This window comes from Hydrogenophaga sp. UC242_53, assembly GCF_042696965.1.
In the GTDB taxonomy this organism is placed as follows: Bacteria; Pseudomonadota; Gammaproteobacteria; order Burkholderiales; family Burkholderiaceae_C; genus Hydrogenophaga.
The window spans coordinates 1,257,230-1,276,682 of sequence record NZ_CP170552.1 but is presented as its reverse complement, the minus strand read 5'-3'; the positions used below and the strand labels follow the sequence as shown (position 1 = coordinate 1,276,682).

The window sequence follows — 19,453 nt, the reverse complement described above, 5'->3', positions numbered from 1 at the left end:
GTTCGATCGAGCTTACGGGTGTGCTCCTGAATCGAGAGTACGTAATGACGCGGTATGAAATTCAATGCATAGGGCGCCCGCTCGCCGGACCCGCCCGTGGTTTGGTGCAAACTCGGCGTCCATGCGAAAAATCGAGCTCTCCTACACACTGACGTCACCGACGCCGGAGCGCTCGTCCCATCCCGTGCAGTTGCGCAATCCCATGATGGACGTGCTGCACGCCGTGCGCAGCAGCGGCTCGATCTCGGGCGCGGCGCGCGAGCTGGGCCTGTCGTACCGCCACGTGTGGGGCCAGCTGAAAGACTGGGAAGCCGGCCTGGGGCAGGCGCTGATCTTCTGGGAACGCGGGCAGGCCGCGCGCCTCACGCCTTTTGGCGAACGCCTGCTGATGGCCGAGCGGCTCGCCCAGGCGCGCCTGGGCCCGCAGATGGAGAGCCTGCGCGCCGAGCTGGAGCGCGCCTTCGCCATGGCCTTCGACGAAGGCCAGCACGCCAGTGCGGCCGACGTGCTCACGCTCTACGCCAGCCACGACCACGCGCTCACCGAGCTGCAGCATCACGCGGGCAACGCCGCGCCGCCCCTGCACCTGGACATCCGCTTCTGCGGCAGCGTGGACGCGATCCGCGCGCTCAACGAAGGGCGCTGCGAGCTCGCGGGCTTCCACACCCAGCCCTTCGCCGCCGCTGGCAGCCTGAGCGCGCGCGCCTACCGGCCCCTGCTCAAGCCCGGCCTGCACAAGATCATCGGTTTCGCGCGCCGCTCACAGGGCCTGATGGTGGCGCCGGACAACCCGCTGCGCCTGCGCGACATTGCCGACGTCTCGCGCCTGCAGGCGCGCTTCGTGAACCGCGCCATCGGCACCGGCACGCGCCTGCTGCTCGACGAGCTCCTGGCCCAGGCCACGTTGCTGCCCATGGACATCGTGGGCTACCACAACGTGGAAAGCTCGCACGCGGCCGTGGCCCAGGCGGTGGCCAGCGGCAGCGCGGACGTGGGCCTGGGCACCGAGTACGCCGCGCGCTCCCGCGGCCTGGACTTCGTGCCCCTGACCGAGGAGCGCTACCTGCTGGTGTGCCTCAAGAGCGCGCTGGAGCAGCCGGCCATGCAGCGCCTGCTGAAAAGCCTGCGCAGCCGGGCCTGGCAGGAGCGGCTGAACGCCCTGCCCGGTTATGCCACCGACCACTGCGGTGAGGTCGCGGCGATGAAGCGCCTGCTGCCCTGGTGGGATTGAAAGTGCCCCCACGCTCCGCCGCTGCGCGGGTCGCTGCCCCCCGAGGGGGCTGATCCGGCTTGGGGCGGCCCGGCGCAGGATCGTAGCCCCCACGCTCCACCGCTGCGCGGGTCGCTGCCCCCGAGGAGGCTGATCCGGCTTGGGGCGGCCCGGCGCCGGATCGCTTTTCGCCGGCTACGGCCAGTCCCGCATCACCTCGGCCGCATCGGGCTTGCTGAACTTGGGCGAACCCGCCTTGCGCGGCGTGCCCAGCACCACCCAGCCCACCAGCTGCTCCCCCGGCTCGCAGAACGCGGCCACCACCGGTGCGGCGCGCACCTTGGCACCCGAGAGCATCTTGCCGCCGTAGCCCAGCGCGTGCGCGGCGTTGAGGAAGTTGGTGAGCGCGCCCCCCACGGTCATCCACTGTTCGTGCGGCGTGCGCAGCCGGGTGCCAGGGTCGATGCGCGCGATCACCGCCACCAGCAGCGGGGCATTCAGCGCACGGCCACGGTCCAGCGACGCCTCTGCCGGGTTTTTCCCGGCCAGAACAGCGGCCTGCTCGAACAGGTCGGCCAGGCGCTCGCGCGCGTCGCCCCGCACCGCCGCGAAGCGGAACGGCACCAGACCGGCGTGATCAGGCGCGCGCAGAGCGGCCTCGGTCATGCGGTGCAGCGCTTCCAGGGAAGGGGCGGGCTCTACCAGGTGCTTGGCGCCCACCGAGAAGCGGCCCAGCAAGCCCGCCAGCAACGCATCGCCCGCCGACGCATCCATCGATCGCATGCGCACCCAGCCTAGGACGACAGGCGGCGCGCGATCTCGGCCACCAGTTGGCGCGCCAGCACCAATTTGGGCGCGCGGGGCAGTTCTTTCATGCCGCGCTCGTCCACCAGCAGCAGCGCGTTGTCGTCCTGGCCGAAGGTGGCCGGGCCGATGTTGCCCACCAGCAGCGGCACGCCCTTGCGCTTGCGCTTGGCCTGGGCGTGCTCTTCCAGGTCGTGGCTTTCGGCGGCGAAGCCCACGCAATAGAGCTCGCCGCTCTTCGCGCGTGGCGAGGCCGCGATGGCGGCCAGGATGTCCGGGTTCTCGACGAACGACAGCGTGGGCACCTCGCCCGAGCCGTCCTTCTTGATCTTGTGTTCCGCCGATGTCGCGGGGCGCCAGTCGGCCACGGCCGCCGCGGAGACGAAGACCGTGGCGCCGGGCACCAGCAGGTCCAGGCTTTTCTGCATGTTCAGCGCCGACTTCACGTTCACCCGCCCCACGCCGCGCGGCGTGGGCAGCCCCACCGGGCCGGCCACCAGCGTGACCTGGGCGCCCGCCTCGTGGGCGGCGCGCGCGATGGCGAACCCCATCTTGCCGCTGGAGAGGTTGGTCAGGCCCCGCACCGGGTCGATGGCTTCAAAAGTCGGGCCGGCGCTCACCAGCACGTGCTGGCCGGCCAGCGGCTTGGGCTGGAAGAAGCGGGTGAGGTCGTAGAGCAGCTCGTCAGGCTCCAGCATGCGGCCATCGCCCGTTTCACCGCAGGCCTGCTCGCCCGCGCCCACGTCCAGCACGGTGGCGCCGTCGGCGCGCAGCTGCTTGACGTTGCGCTGGGTCGCCGGGTGGGCCCACATCTCGCGGTTCATGGCCGGCGCCAGGATCAGCGGCACCCCATCGATCGGCCGCGCCAGGCACATCAGGCTGAGCAGGTCGTCGGCCCGGCCATGCACCAGCTTGGCCGATGAAGTCCGCGCTCGCGGGCGCCACCATGATGGCGTCGGCCTCGCGGCTGAGGTTGATGTGGGCCATGTTGTTGCCCGGGCGCGCGTCCCACTGCGAGGTGAACACCGGCCGGCCCGACAGCGCCTGCATGGTCACCGCGGTGGTGAACTGTTCGGCCGCCTCGGTCATGACGACCTGCACCGTCGCGCCCTCCTTGACCAGCGCCCGGCAGAGTTCGGCGGCTTTGTAACAGGCGATGCCCCCGGAGAGGCCCAGCACGATGTGTTTTCCGGCGAGGTCGTTCATGCGCGCAATGTAGCAGTTCGGGTCTACCCCGACAGACCCCATGGATAGCCCGGGAAGAGGCGGCCTTTATAATCGCCATTTCCACCTCCTGCGAGCAACCGGCTCGCCCGAGACATGACCAAATTTGTGTTCGTCACCGGCGGTGTGGTGTCCTCCCTGGGCAAGGGCATTGCCTCCGCATCACTGGCCGCTCTCCTCGAGTCCCGCGGCCTCAAAGTCACCCTCATCAAGCTCGACCCGTACATCAACGTGGATCCGGGCACCATGTCCCCCTTCCAGCACGGCGAGGTCTTCGTCACCGACGACGGCGCCGAGACCGACCTGGACCTGGGCCACTATGAGCGTTTCATCGAAACGCGCATGAAGAAGACCAACAACTTCACCACCGGCAAGATCTACCAGTCGGTGCTGGAGAAGGAACGCCGGGGCGACTACCTCGGCAAGACGGTGCAGGTGATCCCGCACGTCACCAACGAAATCCAGGAGTTCATCCAGCGCGGCGCGGGCATCGGCACGCCCGACGCGGTGGACGTGGCGATCGTCGAGATCGGTGGCACCGTGGGCGACATTGAGTCCCTGCCCTTCCTGGAGGCCGTGCGCCAGATGAGCCTGCGCCTGGGCCCGAACAACTCGGCCTTCGTGCACCTGAGCTACGTGCCCTGGATCGCCGCCGCCGGTGAGCTCAAGACCAAGCCCACGCAGCACACCGCCAAGGAGCTGCGCGCCATCGGCATCCAGGCCGATGCGCTGCTCTGCCGCGCCGACCGCCGCATTCCCGACGACGAGCGCGCCAAGATCTCGCTGTTCTCCAACGTGCCCGAATGGGGCGTGATCTCCATGTGGGACGTGGACACCATCTACAAGGTGCCGCGCATGCTGCACGAGCAGGGCCTGGACGGCCTGATCTGCGACAAGCTGCGCATCAACACGCCCCCGGCCAAGCTCCAGCGCTGGGACGACCTGGTGCACGAGGTCGAGCACCCGAAACACATCGTGAAGATCGCCATGGTCGGCAAGTACGTCGACCTGTCGGACAGCTACAAGTCGCTCAACGAGGCGCTGCGCCACGCCGGCATGAAGAACCACGCCAAGGTGCAGATCGACTACATCGATTCGGAAACCATCTCGCCGGCCAACGTCGCCAAGACGCTGGGCGCGTTCGACGCCATCCTGGTGCCCGGCGGCTTCGGCAAGCGCGGCATCGAAGGCAAGATCTGCGCGGCCCGCTATGCGCGCGAGCAGAAGGTACCCTACCTCGGCATCTGCCTGGGCATGCAGGTCGCCACCATCGAGTACGCGCGCCACGTCGCCGGCCTCAAGAACGCCAACAGCACCGAGTTCGAACCCGACACGCCGCACCCCGTGATCGCCCTGATCACCGAGTGGAAGGACGCCGACGGCAGCATCCAGCAGCGCAGCGCCAGCTCCGACCTGGGCGGCACCATGCGCCTGGGCTCGCAAAGCTCCGACGTGGCCCCCGACACCCTGGCCCACCAGATCTACGGCCCGGTGGTCACCGAGCGCCACCGCCACCGCTACGAAGCCAACGTGAACTACCTGGACCAGCTGCGCGCGGCCGGCCTGGTGATCGCGGCGCTGACCCAGCGCGAGCAGCTCACCGAAATGGTCGAGCTGCCGCAGAAGGTGCACCCCTGGTACGTGGGCGTGCAGTTCCACCCCGAGTTCAAGTCCACCCCGTGGGACGGCCACCCGCTGTTCAACGCCTACGTGAAGGCGGCGCTGGTCCACCAGGGCCAGACGAGCACCCAAACCCCGGTCGCGGCCTGAGCACCCCACGGAGAGGCACCCCATGAAACTCTGCGACTTCGACATCGGCCTGGACCGGCCCTTCTTCCTGATCGCCGGGCCCTGCGTGATCGAGTCCGAGCAGTTGCAGATGGACGTGGCGGGCCAGCTCAAGGAGATCACGGCCAGCCTGGGCGTGCCCTTCATCTTCAAGAGCAGCTTCGACAAGGCCAACCGCAGCAGCGGCACCAGCTACCGCGGCCCGGGCCGCGACAAGGGCCTGGAGATCCTGGCCAAGGTCAAGCGCGAGCTCGGCGTGCCGGTGCTCACCGATGTGCACAGCGAGGACGACATCGCCGATGCGGCCAAGGTCTGCGACGTGCTGCAGACCCCGGCCTTTCTGTGCCGCCAGACCGATTTCATCCGCGCGGTGGCGCAGAGCGGCAAGCCGGTGAACATCAAGAAGGGCCAGTTCCTCGCGCCGCACGACATGAAGAACGTGATCGACAAGGCGCGCGCGGCCGCGAAGGAAGCCGGCCTCAACGAAGACAGCTTCATGGCCTGCGAGCGTGGCGCGAGCTTCGGCTACAACAACCTCGTCTCCGACATGCGCGGCCTGGCCATCATGCGCGAGACCGGTGCGCCGGTGGTGTTCGACGCCACGCACAGCGTGCAGTTGCCCGGCGGGCAAGGCACCAGCAGCGGCGGCCAGCGCGAGATGGTGCCGGTGCTGGCGCGCGCGGCGGTCGCCGTGGGCGTGGCCGGCCTGTTCATGGAAACCCACCCCGACCCGGCCAAGGCCCTGAGCGACGGGCCCAACGCCGTGCCGCTCAAGCACATGAAGGCGCTGCTGGAAACCCTGCTCGCGCTCGACACCGTGACCAAGAAGAACGGTTTCCTCGAAGACCGTTTCAACACCTGATTTCCCCTTCTTTCTTCTTCTTTCTGTCTCTGACCCAAAGGTAGTGAATCCATGAGTGCAATCGTTGACATCGTTGGCCGCGAAATCCTGGACAGCCGCGGCAACCCCACCGTCGAATGCGACGTGCTGCTGGAAAGCGGCGTGATGGGCCGCGCGGCCGTGCCCTCGGGCGCCTCCACCGGCAGCCGCGAAGCCATCGAGCTGCGCGACGGTGACAAGAGCCGCTACCTCGGCAAGGGCGTGCTCAAGGCGGTGGAGAACATCAACACCGAGATCAGCGAAGCCGTGCTGGGCCTGGACGCCTCCGAGCAGGCCTTCCTGGACAAGACCCTGATCGACCTCGACGGCACCGACAACAAGGGCCGCCTGGGCGCCAACGCCATGCTGGCCGTCTCGATGGCCGTGGCCCGCGCCGCCGCCGAAGAGGCCGGCCTGCCGCTGTACCGCTATTTCGGCGGCATGAGCGCGGTGCAGATGCCCGTGCCCATGATGAACGTGGTCAACGGCGGCGCGCACGCCAACAACAACCTGGACCTGCAGGAACTGATGATCATTCCCGTGGGCGCGCCGAGCTTCCGCGAGGCTGTCCGCTGGGGTGCCGAGGTGTTCCACGCGCTCAAGAAGATCATCCACGACAAGGGCATGAGCATCGCCGTGGGCGACGAAGGCGGCTTTGCCCCCAACGTGGCCAACCACGAAGCCGCGATCCAGATGATCCTGGAGGCCATCGGCAACGCCGGCTACACCGCCGGCGAGCAGATCGCCCTGGGCCTGGACTGCGCCGCGAGCGAGTTCTACAAGGACGGCCAATACCACCTGGAGGCCGAAGGCCTGGTGCTCAGCGCCGAGGACTGGACCAACATGCTGCGCACCTGGGTCGACAAGTACCCCATCATCAGCATCGAAGACGGCATGGCCGAAGGCGACTGGGACGGCTGGAAGGTGCTCACCGAACGCCTGGGCGCCAAGGTGCAGCTGGTGGGCGACGACCTGTTCGTCACCAACACCAAGATCCTCAAGGAAGGCATCGAGAAGGACATCGCCAACTCGATCCTGATCAAGATCAACCAGATCGGCACGCTGACCGAGACCTTCGCCGCCATCGAGATGGCCAAGCGCGCCGGCTACACCGCCGTGATCAGCCACCGCTCGGGCGAGACCGAGGACAGCACCATCGCCGACATCGCCGTGGGCACCAACGCCGGTCAGATCAAGACCGGTTCGCTCTCGCGCTCGGACCGCATCGCCAAGTACAACCAGCTGCTGCGCATCGAGGAAGACCTGGGTGATGTGGCCGTGTACCCCGGCCGCGACGCCTTCTACAACCTGAAGTAAGCTTCGGCTTCATGGCCCGCCGCTTCATCCCCGCCCTGCTGATCGCGCTGCTCTTCATCGTGCACGCGCAGCTCTGGTTCGGGCGGGGCAGCGTGACCCAGGTGGCGAGCATGAAGCAGCACCTGGCCACGCAGGAGCAGACCAACCGCGAGGCCCAGTTGCGCAACGACCAGTTGCTCAGCGAAGTGCGCGACCTGCAGCAGGGCCTGGACATGGTCGAGGAACTCGCCCGCCAAGAATTGGGCATGGTCAAGCCCAACGAAATCTTCGTGCAGATCGCGCAGAACAAGCGCTGATCGATGGCGGTCTGCGTCGCGCTGCTCGGCGGCGAATCCAGCGGCAAGTCCACGCTGGCCCAGGCGCTCGAACGCCACCTCAACGACATCCACGGTCTGCGCGCGGTCCGCGTGCCCGAGCACCTGCGCGCCTGGTGCGAGGCGCGTGGCCGTGCCCCCCACGCCCACGAGCAGGCCGCCATCGCGGACGAGCAGACGCGGCTCATCGACCGCGCGAAGCACGCACCCGGTGTGGACCTGGTGATCGCCGACACCACGGCCCTGATGGTCGCGGCCTACAGCGCGCTCTACTTCCAGGACGACACCCTGCTCGCGCCCTCGCTCGCCGCACAGCGGACCTGCGACCTCACCCTGCTCATGGGCCTGGACCTGCCCTGGACGCCCGACGGCCTGTTCCGCGACAGCCCGGCCGTGCGCGACGCCACCGACAGCCTGCTGCGCCACGAGTTGCAGGGCGCGGGCATCGCCTTCCAGACGGTGTACGGGCAAGGCGACGCGCGCCTGCAACAAGCCCTGCGCGCCGTGGGCACGGCGCTGGGCCGGCCGCTGGTGAAGGAAGACCCCGCCCTCGCCAACGGCCTGCGGCCCTGGTCATGCGACAACTGCAGCGACCCCGGCTGCGAGCACCGGCTGTTCACCGGCCTGCTGTCACGCCCCTGAGGGTCAATGCTTCTGGTCGCTGGCCGGCGCTTGCTGGGCCGGTTGCAGGAAGACTTGAGCGGCGTCCACCGGATCGAAGCGGTACTGGGCGCCGCAGAACTCGCAACCCACCTCCACCTGGCCCTGCTCGGCGAGGATGGATTCCACCTCGTCGCGCCCCAGGCTGCGCAGCATGCTGCCCACGCGCTCGCGCGAGCAGGTGCAGGCAAAACGCGGGCCCTGCTCGCCGGTGAGCGGTTCGAAGCGGCGCACGTCCTCTTCCCAGAACAGGCGGCGCAGGATGGTGTCGGCGTCCAGGCTCAGCAGCTCCTCGCGCTTGAGGCTGGAAGCCAGGATCGCGATGCGGTTGTAGTCCTCGTTCACGCCGATCTGGTCCTCGTCGCGCGCGCCCGACTGACCCGCGAGGTTGTCCACCCCCTGCAGCGGCAAGCGCTGGATCAGCAGGCCGGCGGCCATCTTGTCGTCGGCCGCGAGCACCAGGCGCGTGTCGAGCTGCTCGCTCTGCAGCATGTAGTGCTCGATCACCTCGCTGAGCTTTTCGAGCTTCTCGCGCCGGTCGCCGAACAGCGGCACCACGCCCTGGTAGGGCTGCTGGCCCGGCAGGCGGTCCTTGGGGTCGAGCGTGATGGCGCAGCGGCCCTGGTTGGTGACGTTGACCATGTGCGACAGCGGCGCATCGGCCGCCACCTCGCCCACCACGGTGGCGGTGGCGCGCAGGCTCAGGTCGGGCTGCACCTCGGCCACGGCCAGCTTCACCGGCCCGTCGCCCATGATCTGCATGATCAGCGCGCCGTTGAACTTGATGTTGGCCTGCATCAGCGTGGCCGCCGCCGTCATCTCGCCCAGCAGCTCGGTGACCGCCGCGGGGTAGCCCCCGGCGTCTCGGTGGCGCTGCAGGATTTCCTGCCATGCGTCGGTCAGGCGCACGAGCATGCCGCGCACCGGCAGGCCTTCAAAGACGAATTTGTGGAGTTCGGACACGCGGGGCTTTCAGGGTCAAATCAAAAAAAATCGAAGGGGAACAGGTCGGGGTCAGGCGATCTTTTTCAAGCCCTGGCGGTAGCGCGCGGCGTTCTCGATGTAATGCCCGGCGCTGCGGCGCAGGCCCTCGATCTGCTCGGGCGTGAGCGACTTCACCACCTTCGCCGGGCTGCCGATGATCATGCTGCCATCGGGGAATTCCTTGCCCTCGGTGACCAGCGAACCCGCGCCCACCAGGCAGTTTCTGCCGATCTTCGCGCCGTTGAGCACCGTGGCACCAATGCCGATGAGCGATTCGTCGCCGATGGTGCAGCCGTGCAGCATCACCTGGTGGCCCACGGTCACGTGCTTGCCCACGCTCAGCGGGAAACCCACGTCGGCGTGCATCACGCTGCCGTCCTGGATGTTGCTGCCCTCGCCGAGCGTGATGGTCTCGGTGTCGCCCCGCAGCACCGCCCCGAACCACACGCTGCTGTTTTCGCCCAGCACCACGTTGCCCATCACCTGCGCGCTGTCGGCCACCCAGGCCGAGTCGGCCATGCGGGGTGCGACACCATCGAGTTCGTAAATCGCCATGGGGGAAGTCTCCGTCGTTCCTGAAACCTAGAATTGTAGGGATGCAAGCCCCCGCGCCCCTGTCGCCACCGTCCCCGGTCTCCCTGCGCGCGCAGGCCCTGAACGCCCTGTGCCTCACCGACCCCGGCCTCAAGGTGGCAGCCACCCATGCGCTGTTCGAGGCCTGGCAGGCCGGCCAGACCGTGCTGGACATCACCGAGCACCTCACACCAGCCCTGGGTGCCTCCCTGCCCGGCCGCCCTGAGCAGCCCGTGCTGCTGCCCCCCGTGGACGTGCCCCAGCGCTCGCCCTTCACGCCACCGGGCCTGGCATGCTGCTGCACGCCGTGACCCACATCGAGTTCAACGCGATCAACCTCGCGCTCGACGCGGTGTGGCGCTTCCCCGGCATGCCACCCGATTTCTACACCGACTGGCTGCGCGTGGCGCACGAAGAGGCCATCCATTTCAGCCTGCTGCAGACCCACCTGCAGAGCCTAGGTCACCACTACGGTGAATTCGCGGCGCATGGCAGCCTGTGGGAGATGTGCGTGCGGACCCAGGGCGACGTGACCGCCCGCATGGCGCTGGTGCCCCGCACCCTGGAAGCCCGGGGCCTGGACGCCACGCCGCCCATGCAGGCGCGCCTGCGCAAGGTGGGCACACCGGCCGCGCTGCGCGCGGTGGAGATCCTGGACGTGATCCTGCGCGACGAGATCGGCCACGTGGCGGTGGGCAACCGCTGGTACGGCTGGCTGTGCGCGCAACAGGGCATCGAGCCCCTGGGCCACTACCGCCGCCTGGCGCGCGAGCATTCGGCGCCGCGCCTGAAGCCGCCCTTCAACGACGCGGCGCGGCTGGCGGCCGGGTTCAGCCGGCCCGAGCTGGACGCGCTGCTCGGCCCCTGACAGGCGTCAATCAAGAGAGGCGGAAGTCGTCCCGCAGGGCGGTGCGCCGGTGCGTCACCGGCGCAGGCGCGCGGCCCAGCAGCTGCGGCAGCGCATTGGGCACCGGCATGTTGTCGCGCTGCAGCAGGATCCAGTGGCGATAGCTGAACGGGCTGAAGCGGAACACATCGCACAGGTGGGCCCCCATGCGGCTCACCCAGTCCGGCAGCAGGACCTGCAGCGCCGGTTTCACCGGTTGCTCGGCATGCTCCACGCCGCGCAACACCTGCAGGTAATGCCGGTAGGCGAACAGGCGTTCACCGCCCAGGTTGGCCTCGCGCTGCTGGGCCAGCGTGGGCAGGCGCGCCAACACGGCATAGGCCTCGCCCAGGTCGGTCGCCTGCAGCGCGGCGATGCGGCCAGTGGCGCCGCGCGGCACGAAATGCACCGGCCAGCTCGCCAGCATGCGCAGCCAGCTGGCGCCAAAGCCGCCCAAGCCGTCGATCAGCGAAGGGCGCACGATGCAGTGGTCCGCGCCGCTGGCCTGGATGGCCTGCTCGCCTTTGAGCTTGCTCGACAGGAAGCGGCTCTTCGCCCCTTCGTGCAGACCCAGCGCGGAGGTGTGGATCAGGCGCACGCCCGAGGCCGCGCACGCGGCGGCCAGCTCCTTGGGCATGAGGTGGTGCACCTCCTCGTAGCGCTCGCCCACCCGCTGGCGCAGGATGCCCACGCAGTTGATGACGACGTCCATGCCTTGCAGGTGCTCGCGCCAGGCGCCGGGCTCCCGCAGCGTGTGCAGTTGCAGGTGCTTCCAGGTGACGCCCCCGGACTCGCCAGCGCCCGTTGCAGGGGCCGCGCGGCGCACCCCCACCACCGCCATGCCCTGGGCGAGCAAGGCCTGCACCACATGGCGGCCGATGAAGCCATTGGCCCCCAGCACCAGGACACGCGGTGGCGCGCCCGGCGCCGCCGGGAAATCGGCGCTGGTGGTGCGCCCTTGCTCCAGAAACATGCGATTCACTCCCTGCCGGCACCGGTGCGGCCGGTGGTGCGGCGGATTCTACGGGGCGATCCCGGATAATTCGGGATGACTTCCGCACCCTCGACCGCCTTCAGCGCCCTGCCGCTCTCCCCCGCCATGCTCGCCAACCTGGAGCGGCTGGGTTACACGGCCATGACGCCCATCCAGGCCGCCGCCCTGCCGCCCGCCCTGCTCGGCAAGGACCTCATCGCCCAGGCCAAGACCGGCAGCGGCAAGACCGCCGCCTTCGCCCTCACCCTGTTGGCCAACCTCAACCCGCGCCGCTTCGCGGTGCAGACCCTGGTGCTGTGCCCCACGCGCGAGCTGGCCGACCAGGTGACCACCGAAATCCGCCGCCTCGCGCGCGCCGAAGACAACATCAAGGTCGTCACGCTCTGCGGCGGCGTGCCGCTGCGCGGGCAGCTCGCCACGCTGGAGCACGGCGCGCACATCGTGGTCGGCACGCCCGGCCGCATCATGGACCACCTGGAGCGCGGCAGCCTGCAGCTGGACGCGCTCAACACCCTGGTGCTGGACGAAGCCGACCGAATGCTCGACATGGGCTTCTTCGACGACATCGTGACCGTCGCCAAACAATGCCCCAAGGCGCGCCAGACCCTGCTGTTTTCCGCCACCTACCCCGAAGGCATCGCCAAGCTCAGCGCACAGTTCATGCGCGAGCCGCTCACCGTGAAGGTGGAGGCCCAGCACGCCGGCGCGCAGATCGAGCAGCGCTGGTACGAGGTGACCGAGACGCAACGGCTCGACGCGGTGAGCAAGCTGCTCTTCCACTTCCGCCCGGCCAGCACGCTGGCCTTCTGCAACACCAAGGCGCAATGCCGCGACCTCGTGGCCGTGCTGCAGGCCCAGGGCATCAGCGCGCTGGCGCTGTTCGGCGAGCTGGAGCAGCGCGAGCGCGACCAGGTGCTGGTGCGCTTCGCCAACCGCAGCTGCTCGGTGCTGGTTGCGCACCGACGTGGCCGCGCGCGGGCTGGACATCGCCAGCCTGGCCGCCGTGATCAACGTGGACGTGACGCCCGACCCCGAAGTGCACATCCACCGCATCGGCCGCACCGGCCGTGCCGGTGAAAGCGGCCTGGCCCTGAACCTCGCCAGCCTCGACGAGATGGGCAGCGTCGGCAAGATCGAACACCTGCAGGGCCGCGAATCTTCATGGCACCCGCTGAGCGAACTTCAGCCCGCCAGCAAGGACCCGCTGGTGCCGCCCATGGTCACGCTTCACATCCAGGGTGGCCGCAAGGAAAAGATCCGACCCGGCGACGTGCTGGGTGCGCTCACCGCCGACCTCGGCTACACCCGCGAGCAGGTGGGCAAGATCAACGTGAACGAGTGGTCCACCTACGTGGCGGTGGACCGCGACATCGCCCAGCAGGCCGCGAGCCGGCTCAACGCCGGGCGCATCAAGGGCAAGAGCGTGAAGGTTCGCGTGCTGGAGGACTGACATGGCGCCAGGCCGAGCGCAGAGAAGATCGGTGCTGCGATCGGCATGGGGCGGACGATCGCTTCCGTTGCGGCCTCCCGCCCAGGGGGTCCATTCGGAATCAGTACCCGTCCGTGAGCTCTCAAAGTGACGTGCCCCTGGCTGCAGGGACAATGGAAGATGACCCCAATCGAAACAGAGCGTCTCGTCCTGAGAGGCTTCCTGCCTCAGGACGCAGCCCACTTGTACGAATACCTGCACCAGCCGACAGCCGACTGCTTTCTGTCTCTCGCTCTTCCCGACCTTGTTGCGGCGGCAGACGAAGCCAAGAAGCGAGCTGCCGATGAAGACTGCGTCGCGGTCTGGCTAAAGGAATCGGAAGTGCTCATTGGCGATGTGTTCGCCATCCCCGAAGAGGACACGTTCAGCATTGGTTGGAACTTCAACCCGCGCTACGCCGGCAAGGGCTACGCTTTTGAGGCAGTGGCAGCCACGGTGAATCATCTGTTCACGTCGAAGAACGCAAGGCGCCTCTATGCCTATGTGGAGACCACCAATGCCTCATCGCAGAGGCTGTGCGAAAAGCTGGGCATGCGCAAGGAAGGCGTGTTCAAGGAGTTCATCTCTTTCAAGACGGACAGGGAGGGAAAGCCTGTGTACGTAGACACCATGCAATACGCCCTTCTGCGCAAAGAATGGAAGTTGCCCGACTGAGCCGCCTTGGGCAGAGAAAGCCGAATGTCGGCTTTCTGCGGATGCTGAATTTCCGCAATGGGCCCGTCGCCGTCTGTAACTACAGGCATGTCGACGACCGCTTTGCGGCGGTCTTCCAATCTGCAGCTCTGACACGTGAGTCGGCTTTGGGGGCAAAAGCGGTCGCTAGGTTACAGGCAGACCGGAGGCCCCGGGGCAAGCGTTCAGCCACGCAATTGCGGATCTGCCCGCAGTTTCACGATTTGGCCCGAGGCTTCATGCGGAAGCTTATGCCCATGCGATTGATGGCATTCATGGCGGCAATCGTGAGAGTCAGATCAACCAAATCCTTCTCACCAAACGCGGTCAATGCGGCCGAGTAGGCCTCATCCGAGGCATGAGTCTCGCTCACCAGCGTCACCTCCTCGCACCACGCTAACGCAGCGCGCTCCTGCTCAGAGAACAGGTACTGAGCCTCGTGCCAGACAGGAACGAGTACCAACTTCTCAACCGACATCCCTTCGGCAAGCAGATCACGCGAATGAATGTCGATGCAGTGCGCACAACCGTTGATCTGTGAAACGCGTAAGAAGACCAGATGAGTCAGCAAGCTCGGTAGGCCAGTGTCTTTGGTGACGAAGTGATGCAGCGTTCCAACAGCCTTGGCGCCCTGGGGGGAGGCTTGAAACCATACAGCGCGATTCATAGATCAGATTCCTTCAGTATCAATGATGGGCGGAGGCCAAAGCCGACCTCCTGCTCACAAGACGTTTGACACGGAGGCGCTGTGACACAAGATGGAAAAAAATGACTGCGAACGTCGGCGTGCAGCACGTTTTTTGACCGCATACACACAGGAACGGAAGATCAGTGAGGATTTCGCAGTGGCAGCAAGTCGCTGCGGCGTTTTAGGCCTGCCAACTTCTCCGGATTGCGCTGTATCCGCACGTGCGAGATGCGGCCACGGTGGAACTCAAAGGCCTGGACGGACTCTAGTTCGCCTTGCAGGTAACGCAGTAGGGCCCACTCACCGTTCAAGAATGCCAGTTCAAGCCGCATGTTGCCACCATGCCGCAGGTGGTGCGCGTAATAGAGCTGGGCAATGCGCTGGGCTCCGTTCAAGGGGTGACGCAAGCTTGGACCATGCCCGCCAAAGTCGCCCACTAGGGCGGCTTCTTCTGCCAACAAAGCCCGTATCCCGCTGAAATCACCTTCCATGATGGCCTGTACCAGACGATGCAGAAGTACGTACTGCTCCGGCGACGGGGTTCGCGAGCGCTGCCCATTCAAGCCGCGCGCTGCGGACAGCCGTTGCTTTGCACGGTGCACGATCTGACGGGACGCCGCCTCGCTCTTGCCGATAGCGGCGGCAATGTGCTCATAGTCGACTTCAAAGACCTCCCGAAGCAAGAACGCAGCGCGCGCCTCTGGCGTCAGGCAATCGAGCAGCACCAAGAAGGCGACAGAAACATCATCGGCGACTTCGTGGATTTGCTCCGGTGAGGCCGGGCCGTCGCCGATCAGTGGCTCGGGAAGCCAGAGGCCCGGATAGGCTTCTCGTCGAAGCTTGGCAGAACGCAAGCGGTCAATTGCCATGCGCGTGGCGACCGTGACAAGCCAAGCCTCTGGAACGAGCACGACTTCACGTTGATTCTCGAGTTCATCATGCCAACGCAGCCAGACATCCTGCACCAGGTCTTCGGCCTCGTCGACGGAGCTAAGCATTCGATAGCCGATGGCCATCAGCCTTGGGCGCAATCGCGAAAAGACTTCTTCTGACGATGGAGACAAGGTCACCTCTAAGACATTTCTGCTGCCGCCGCTCCGGTACGCGTAGCCGCTGGCCGATTGGACGAACATCAACCGAGCACGAGAAGAAGCTGCTTGATCCTACGGTACAGCGTCTTGACAGTTGTTGACTGACTGCGATGCGGCGCTAAGTAGTCCCGTCCATGGTTCGGACTTGCCTCAACCGCCGGCGGCAGGTTTGGCCGCACAGCGGTCGCTTGTGGCGCTCCACCAGGCTTGGGGGCAACGTCAGAGCAGACTCTCGACCAAGTGGGGCAAACGGCCGCTTCTGGCCGATGGGTGCCATCGTAGCCGAGGCTCGGAACGGGCCCCTAGCGGACCGCCGCGCTGTACTGTCGGTGCTCGTTTGCAGGGTCGTCCACGAGGGGCGTTCAACCGAACACATTGTTGATTGCGAATGCAAGTGCTGCTGTGAAAACGCATGCCGAGACAAATCCCATCAACACATCGTAGATTCCTCTCGTGTTTAGGGGATCATCCTGCCTGACGAAAAGCAGCGCTGACAACTGGGCAGTGTTTCCGGCTACTCGGTCCTGAAAATACTGATGGGACCAATACGCTGGCACCAACAAGACAAACCAACCAAGCGTGTCTAGGTCAATAGCTACGACAAGAGCAATCAATGCTGCTGAACCGTACATGGCCCATTTCGCGAGCGACGCCATTCTTGAGAGGGATACTTGCCACTGGGCCTCAGACTTAATGACAGGGCCGGACCCGCAATGCGGGCAGGTCCAAGCGCCACTTGGGAACTCCTGATTGCAGGTTACGCAGTACTTGCTGTGCATGTCGTGTCGTGGGTGACGTTAGGCAGTCCAACCAAGGTCGCTAGTTCATCAAGCGCGGCGCCGCCCGTAAGCACAGATTTCATTGCATTCGGGGGTTGCGGTCGAAGGTCCGCTTCTGGCCGATGGGTGCCATCGTAGCCGCCGGCGCCTAGCGCTCCGGTACTCGTGATCGGTCTGCGGCTGGCAGGTTTAAGTGTCCTCGCCGGACACGGTGAAGAGCTTGGCCGGCGACTCATCAAGGGCCCGCGCCAGCCGATAAATGTTGAACAAACTCAGGTTTTTAAGGCCGCGTTCAATCTGGCTCACGTAGGTAACGTGCATCTCGGCCCGGTCGGCAAGCTCTTCTTGCGTCAAGTGGTGCTTGTTGCGCAACACGCGTACGGCGGCGCCGAATTCCGTTTGCACTTCAGTCTGGTTTTTGAGCTTGGTGGCTGTCTTTCGCATACCAGAAAGTCTTGACCGCATAGATTCATGAGTCCATAGACGTTGAATCCATATATGGATAAACTTCAGGTAGATTTATTGATCTATTACTCAAGCGCGAAATCGCCACCAGGAAGAAGCGATCGACGCAGGTTTCAGAAGGAGCGAACCTATGCCCACGCCCCATGCGCGATCTGCTTCGTCAGTTGCCCTGCCTTCACACGGACGGGCAAGGCAACGTCGACTACGCCAACTCGGACCAGGCCATCGTCGCCGCGACGGGGCAGAACGCGACATCCATTGCCAGTGCGCTGCACATGGGCATCGGTGCCATCGGCCACCTGCTGGCCACGTCGGCGCCGCAGATCGAGGACGGCTCGGTGGACTCGGACGCCGTTGAGGCACTGGGCTGGCTGATCGCCGAACTCGGTGATCTGGGCGCGGAGTTGGCGGTGATGGCGGTTCAGTGCCGCCGCTGCACGGGCAGCACGCCTAGAACGTGACCTTCACCGACGGCGCGCTGCGCTTCGCTTCGCCGTGGTACACGGCCTCGATGTTGTTGCCATCGGGGTCGATCACGAAAGCGGCGTAGTAGCCCGGGTGGTATTTGCGTTCGCCGGGCCCGCCGTTGTCCTTGCCGCCAGCGGCCAGCGCGGCTTTGTGGAAGGCCTCGACCATGGCCCGGTCCTGCGCCTGGAAGGCCAGGTGGTGTCGGCCGGTGAGTTCACCGTGCGCGGCCTCGCTGTCGGCCGTGGAGACAAACAGCTCGTCGGCCCAGAAGTAGTTGTCTCCCTTGCCGCTCATGGGCACCTTCAGCGCCTTGAAAACGGCTTCGTAAAAGGCCTGGCTGGCGGGCAGGTCCTTGACGACGAGCTGGATGTGGTCGATCAGGCGGCCTCGGTGCAGTTCCATGGTGCGCTCCTGTGCTTGAAAGGGTGAAACGGAGAGGGCATGCTACCGGGGCCGCCCACTAAACTCTGTGCGATGGCTCGCGTAAAAATCTGCAAACCCTGTCTCTGGACCGCACTGGCCGGCATCGGTTTCCTCTGCATCTGGTACTTCAAGGTGCTGGCCCTGGGCTACTACTGGCTCAGCACCTCCATCAACGCGGTGCAATGGGAGGGCTCCGCCCTCTGGCTGCCGGGCTACCAGGTGGCGGTGGAAGGCGCTCCCATCGAGGGCCTCTCGCGCAACGCCTCGGGGCTCACCTTCAACTCGGAGACCGGCACCCTGTTCACCGTGATCAACCGCCCGCCGCAGATCGCCGAACTCACGACCGACGGGCGCCTGCTGCGCATCCTCGAACTCGAGGGCGCGAAAGACCCCGAGGGCATCACCTACGTCCAGGGCGACACCTACGTCATCTCCGACGAGGACAGCCACAGCATGTACTGGGTGCAGATCGGGCCACAGACCTCGCGCGTCTCGGTCACCGGCAAGTCCAGCCTGGGCATCCGCATCGACAGCGTGCACAACAGCAGCTTCGAGGGGGTGTCCTGGGACAGCGTGCAGGACCGCCTGTTCGTGGTGAAGGAAAAGCTGCCCCTGCGCGTGCTGGTCATCCGCGGGCTGGACGTGTTCAATGCCTCCACCGGTTTCAACATCGACATCAGCGAATGGAAGTCGTCCAGCGCGGCCTCGCTGTTCATGAGCGACCTGTCGTCCCTCACCCTGCACGAACCCACCGGCCACCTGCTGCTGCTCAGCGACGAATCGGCCCTGGTGGTGGAGTACGCGCCCGACGGTCAGCCCATCAGCATGCTGCCGCTCTGGCGGGGGTTTAATGGGCTCCAGCGCAAGGTGCCCCAGCCCGAGGGCCTGGCCGTCGGCCCCGACAACGCGATCTACGTGCTGTCCGAACCCAACCTGTTCTACCGCTTCGAACGCACCCCAACCCCATCGGCCAGCCGCTAAGCTCGCCCATTACCGCCACCATCACCAAAGGAACACGCCATGGGCGCACAGTGGAAAGCCAAACACAAGGACCTCGCGGCGAACGCCAAGGGGCGGCTCTTCGGCAAGCTGGTCAAGGACATCGTGATCGCCGCCCGACACGGCGCCGACCCGGCCTCCAACGCGCGGTTGCGGCTGGTGATGGATCAGGCGCGCAAGGTGTCCATGCCCAAGGACACGCTGGACCGCGCGATCAAGAAAGGCGCCGGCCTCACGGGCGAGGCCGTGCACTACGAACACGTGGTCTACGAAGGCTTCGCACCGCACCGCGTGCCGGTGATGGTGGAATGCCTCACCGACAACGTGAACCGCGCGGCCTCGGAAATGCGGGTGCTGTTCCGCAAGGGGCAACTGGGCAGCTCGGGCACGGTGGCCTGGGACTTCGACCACGTCGGCATGATCGAAGCCGAAGCCACCCGCAAGGACGCCGACCCCGAAGTGGCCGCCATCGAGGCCGGCGCGCAGGACTTCCACCCCGGCCACGACGAAGGCGTGACGGTGTTCCTGACCGACCCGACCGACCTGGACCTGGTGAGCCGCGCCCTGCCGGCGCAGGGCTTCACGGTGCTGTCGTCCAAGCTGGGCTACAAGCCGAAGAACCCGATCGACCCGGCCAGCCTGAGCGCCGAGCACCTGGAAGAGGTGGAGGCCTTCCTCGCCGCGCTGGACGCGAACGAGGACGTGCAGAACGTCTTTGCCGGCCTGGGCGGTTGACCGACAATCT

At 66.3% G+C, this 19,453-nt stretch carries 19 protein-coding genes and 3 pseudogenes; 12 read left to right on the top strand and 10 right to left on the bottom strand.

The window, feature by feature from the left end; translation table 11 throughout:
• Positions 1-121: 121 nt before the first annotated feature.
• A complete protein-coding gene (locus ACFJI0_RS06555) occupies positions 122-1,231 on the top strand; it encodes a substrate-binding domain-containing protein (protein WP_382323855.1) in 1,110 nt (369 codons plus the stop codon).
• Between the two features lie 174 nt (positions 1,232-1,405).
• Here ACFJI0_RS06555 and ACFJI0_RS06550 read toward each other — a convergent pair whose 3' ends face one another.
• Positions 1,406-1,993 (bottom strand): nitroreductase, encoded by a 588-nt coding sequence (locus ACFJI0_RS06550; RefSeq protein WP_382323854.1) that lies wholly within the window; start codon positions 1,991-1,993, stop codon positions 1,406-1,408.
• An 11-nt stretch (positions 1,994-2,004) separates the two neighbouring features.
• Positions 2,005-3,220, bottom strand: a pseudogene (coaBC, locus tag ACFJI0_RS06545) (bifunctional phosphopantothenoylcysteine decarboxylase/phosphopantothenate--cysteine ligase CoaBC).
• 114 nt (positions 3,221-3,334) lie between these two features.
• Here coaBC and ACFJI0_RS06540 point away from each other — a divergent pair.
• The 5 genes from ACFJI0_RS06540 to ACFJI0_RS06520 are packed head-to-tail and all read left to right on the top strand — an operon-like array spanning position 3,335 to position 8,179.
• Positions 3,335-5,008, top strand: a complete 1,674-nt coding sequence (locus ACFJI0_RS06540) for a CTP synthase (RefSeq protein WP_382323853.1) — start codon at positions 3,335-3,337, stop codon at positions 5,006-5,008.
• Positions 5,009-5,030: 22 nt separating this feature from the next.
• The gene (kdsA, locus tag ACFJI0_RS06535; RefSeq protein WP_382159295.1) at positions 5,031-5,888 is read left to right on the top strand and encodes a 3-deoxy-8-phosphooctulonate synthase; all 858 of its coding nucleotides are present in this window, start codon (positions 5,031-5,033) and stop codon (positions 5,886-5,888) included.
• 51 nt (positions 5,889-5,939) lie between these two features.
• Complete coding sequence (eno, locus tag ACFJI0_RS06530; protein ID WP_382323852.1) at positions 5,940-7,223, top strand: phosphopyruvate hydratase; 1,284 nt, start codon at positions 5,940-5,942, stop codon at positions 7,221-7,223.
• Positions 7,224-7,234: 11 nt separating this feature from the next.
• Entirely contained in the window at positions 7,235-7,519 is a 285-nt protein-coding gene (locus ACFJI0_RS06525; RefSeq protein ID WP_382159299.1) for a septum formation initiator family protein, read from the top strand.
• Positions 7,520-7,522: 3 nt separating this feature from the next.
• Complete coding sequence (locus ACFJI0_RS06520) at positions 7,523-8,179, top strand: AAA family ATPase (RefSeq protein ID WP_382323851.1); 657 nt, start codon at positions 7,523-7,525, stop codon at positions 8,177-8,179.
• A gap of 3 nt (positions 8,180-8,182) precedes the next feature.
• Here the strand turns inward: ACFJI0_RS06520 and ACFJI0_RS06515 are convergent, their stop codons facing one another.
• Together ACFJI0_RS06515 and ACFJI0_RS06510 are read right to left on the bottom strand one after the other, a co-directional pair.
• Positions 8,183-9,160: an Hsp33 family molecular chaperone HslO gene (locus ACFJI0_RS06515; protein ID WP_382159303.1), complete on the bottom strand. Its 978-nt coding sequence runs from the start codon at positions 9,158-9,160 to the stop codon at positions 8,183-8,185.
• A gap of 51 nt (positions 9,161-9,211) precedes the next feature.
• The gene (locus ACFJI0_RS06510; protein ID WP_382323850.1) at positions 9,212-9,736 is read right to left on the bottom strand and encodes a gamma carbonic anhydrase family protein; all 525 of its coding nucleotides are present in this window, start codon (positions 9,734-9,736) and stop codon (positions 9,212-9,214) included.
• A 41-nt stretch (positions 9,737-9,777) separates the two neighbouring features.
• Here ACFJI0_RS06510 and ACFJI0_RS06505 point away from each other — a divergent pair.
• Positions 9,778-10,622: pseudogene (locus ACFJI0_RS06505) on the top strand (ferritin-like domain-containing protein).
• 10 nt (positions 10,623-10,632) lie between these two features.
• On the opposite strand, the gene ACFJI0_RS06500 reads toward ACFJI0_RS06505, so the two are convergent.
• Positions 10,633-11,613: an NAD(P)H-binding protein gene (locus ACFJI0_RS06500; protein WP_382323849.1), complete on the bottom strand. Its 981-nt coding sequence runs from the start codon at positions 11,611-11,613 to the stop codon at positions 10,633-10,635.
• Positions 11,614-11,688: 75 nt separating this feature from the next.
• On the opposite strand from ACFJI0_RS06500, the pseudogene dbpA reads away from it, so the two are divergent.
• Together dbpA and ACFJI0_RS06490 are read left to right on the top strand one after the other, a co-directional pair.
• A pseudogene (gene dbpA / locus ACFJI0_RS06495) lies at positions 11,689-13,084 on the top strand (ATP-dependent RNA helicase DbpA).
• A 159-nt stretch (positions 13,085-13,243) separates the two neighbouring features.
• Positions 13,244-13,777 carry a GNAT family N-acetyltransferase gene (locus ACFJI0_RS06490; RefSeq protein ID WP_382323848.1) on the top strand — a complete coding sequence of 178 codons (534 nt, stop codon included), beginning with the start codon at positions 13,244-13,246 and terminating at the stop codon, positions 13,775-13,777.
• Positions 13,778-14,012: 235 nt separating this feature from the next.
• On the opposite strand, the gene ACFJI0_RS06485 is transcribed toward ACFJI0_RS06490, so the two are convergent.
• The 4 genes from ACFJI0_RS06485 to ACFJI0_RS06470 all read right to left on the bottom strand — a co-directional run bounded on the left by ACFJI0_RS06485 (position 14,013) and on the right by ACFJI0_RS06470 (position 16,797).
• On the bottom strand, positions 14,013-14,462 hold the full coding sequence (locus tag ACFJI0_RS06485; RefSeq protein ID WP_382323847.1) for a carboxymuconolactone decarboxylase family protein: 450 nt from the start codon (positions 14,460-14,462) through the stop codon (positions 14,013-14,015).
• A gap of 161 nt (positions 14,463-14,623) precedes the next feature.
• A complete protein-coding gene (locus ACFJI0_RS06480; protein ID WP_382323846.1) occupies positions 14,624-15,616 on the bottom strand; it encodes a sigma-70 family RNA polymerase sigma factor in 993 nt (330 codons plus the stop codon).
• A 320-nt stretch (positions 15,617-15,936) separates the two neighbouring features.
• Complete coding sequence (locus ACFJI0_RS06475; RefSeq protein ID WP_382323845.1) at positions 15,937-16,353, bottom strand: hypothetical protein; 417 nt, start codon at positions 16,351-16,353, stop codon at positions 15,937-15,939.
• Between the two features lie 189 nt (positions 16,354-16,542).
• Positions 16,543-16,797: a helix-turn-helix domain-containing protein gene (locus ACFJI0_RS06470; protein ID WP_382323844.1), complete on the bottom strand. Its 255-nt coding sequence runs from the start codon at positions 16,795-16,797 to the stop codon at positions 16,543-16,545.
• A 164-nt stretch (positions 16,798-16,961) separates the two neighbouring features.
• On the opposite strand from ACFJI0_RS06470, the gene ACFJI0_RS06465 reads away from it, so the two are divergent.
• Positions 16,962-17,279, top strand: a complete 318-nt coding sequence (locus ACFJI0_RS06465; protein ID WP_382323843.1) for a hypothetical protein — start codon at positions 16,962-16,964, stop codon at positions 17,277-17,279.
• On the opposite strand, the gene ACFJI0_RS06460 is transcribed toward ACFJI0_RS06465, so the two are convergent.
• Positions 17,269-17,688 carry a VOC family protein gene (locus tag ACFJI0_RS06460; RefSeq protein WP_382323842.1) on the bottom strand — a complete coding sequence of 140 codons (420 nt, stop codon included), beginning with the start codon at positions 17,686-17,688 and terminating at the stop codon, positions 17,269-17,271. The two genes, ACFJI0_RS06465 and ACFJI0_RS06460, sit on opposite strands and share 11 nt — an antisense overlap.
• A gap of 72 nt (positions 17,689-17,760) precedes the next feature.
• On the opposite strand from ACFJI0_RS06460, the gene ACFJI0_RS06455 reads away from it, so the two are divergent.
• Together ACFJI0_RS06455 and ACFJI0_RS06450 are read left to right on the top strand one after the other, a co-directional pair.
• Positions 17,761-18,690, top strand: a complete 930-nt coding sequence (locus tag ACFJI0_RS06455; protein ID WP_382323841.1) for an SdiA-regulated domain-containing protein — start codon at positions 17,761-17,763, stop codon at positions 18,688-18,690.
• Between the two features lie 39 nt (positions 18,691-18,729).
• The gene (locus tag ACFJI0_RS06450; protein WP_382159322.1) at positions 18,730-19,443 is read left to right on the top strand and encodes a YebC/PmpR family DNA-binding transcriptional regulator; all 714 of its coding nucleotides are present in this window, start codon (positions 18,730-18,732) and stop codon (positions 19,441-19,443) included.
• Positions 19,444-19,453 lie beyond the last annotated feature (10 nt).

Coding starts and splice junctions, on each gene's coding strand:
- ACFJI0_RS06555 (WP_382323855.1), top strand. CDS start 122: ATGCGAAAAATCGAGCTCTCCTACACACTGACGTCACCGACGCCGGAG.
- ACFJI0_RS06550 (WP_382323854.1), bottom strand. CDS start 1,993: ATGCGATCGATGGATGCGTCGGCGGGCGATGCGTTGCTGGCGGGCTTG.
- ACFJI0_RS06540 (WP_382323853.1), top strand. CDS start 3,335: ATGACCAAATTTGTGTTCGTCACCGGCGGTGTGGTGTCCTCCCTGGGC.
- kdsA (WP_382159295.1), top strand. CDS start 5,031: ATGAAACTCTGCGACTTCGACATCGGCCTGGACCGGCCCTTCTTCCTG.
- eno (WP_382323852.1), top strand. CDS start 5,940: ATGAGTGCAATCGTTGACATCGTTGGCCGCGAAATCCTGGACAGCCGC.
- ACFJI0_RS06525 (WP_382159299.1), top strand. CDS start 7,235: ATGGCCCGCCGCTTCATCCCCGCCCTGCTGATCGCGCTGCTCTTCATC.
- ACFJI0_RS06520 (WP_382323851.1), top strand. CDS start 7,523: ATGGCGGTCTGCGTCGCGCTGCTCGGCGGCGAATCCAGCGGCAAGTCC.
- ACFJI0_RS06510 (WP_382323850.1), bottom strand. CDS start 9,736: ATGGCGATTTACGAACTCGATGGTGTCGCACCCCGCATGGCCGACTCG.
- ACFJI0_RS06500 (WP_382323849.1), bottom strand. CDS start 11,613: ATGTTTCTGGAGCAAGGGCGCACCACCAGCGCCGATTTCCCGGCGGCG.
- ACFJI0_RS06490 (WP_382323848.1), top strand. CDS start 13,244: ATGACCCCAATCGAAACAGAGCGTCTCGTCCTGAGAGGCTTCCTGCCT.
- ACFJI0_RS06485 (WP_382323847.1), bottom strand. CDS start 14,462: ATGAATCGCGCTGTATGGTTTCAAGCCTCCCCCCAGGGCGCCAAGGCT.
- ACFJI0_RS06480 (WP_382323846.1), bottom strand. CDS start 15,616: ATGTTCGTCCAATCGGCCAGCGGCTACGCGTACCGGAGCGGCGGCAGC.
- ACFJI0_RS06475 (WP_382323845.1), bottom strand. CDS start 16,353: ATGCACAGCAAGTACTGCGTAACCTGCAATCAGGAGTTCCCAAGTGGC.
- ACFJI0_RS06470 (WP_382323844.1), bottom strand. CDS start 16,797: ATGCGAAAGACAGCCACCAAGCTCAAAAACCAGACTGAAGTGCAAACG.
- ACFJI0_RS06465 (WP_382323843.1), top strand. CDS start 16,962: ATGCGCGATCTGCTTCGTCAGTTGCCCTGCCTTCACACGGACGGGCAA.
- ACFJI0_RS06460 (WP_382323842.1), bottom strand. CDS start 17,688: ATGGAACTGCACCGAGGCCGCCTGATCGACCACATCCAGCTCGTCGTC.
- ACFJI0_RS06455 (WP_382323841.1), top strand. CDS start 17,761: ATGGCTCGCGTAAAAATCTGCAAACCCTGTCTCTGGACCGCACTGGCC.
- ACFJI0_RS06450 (WP_382159322.1), top strand. CDS start 18,730: ATGGGCGCACAGTGGAAAGCCAAACACAAGGACCTCGCGGCGAACGCC.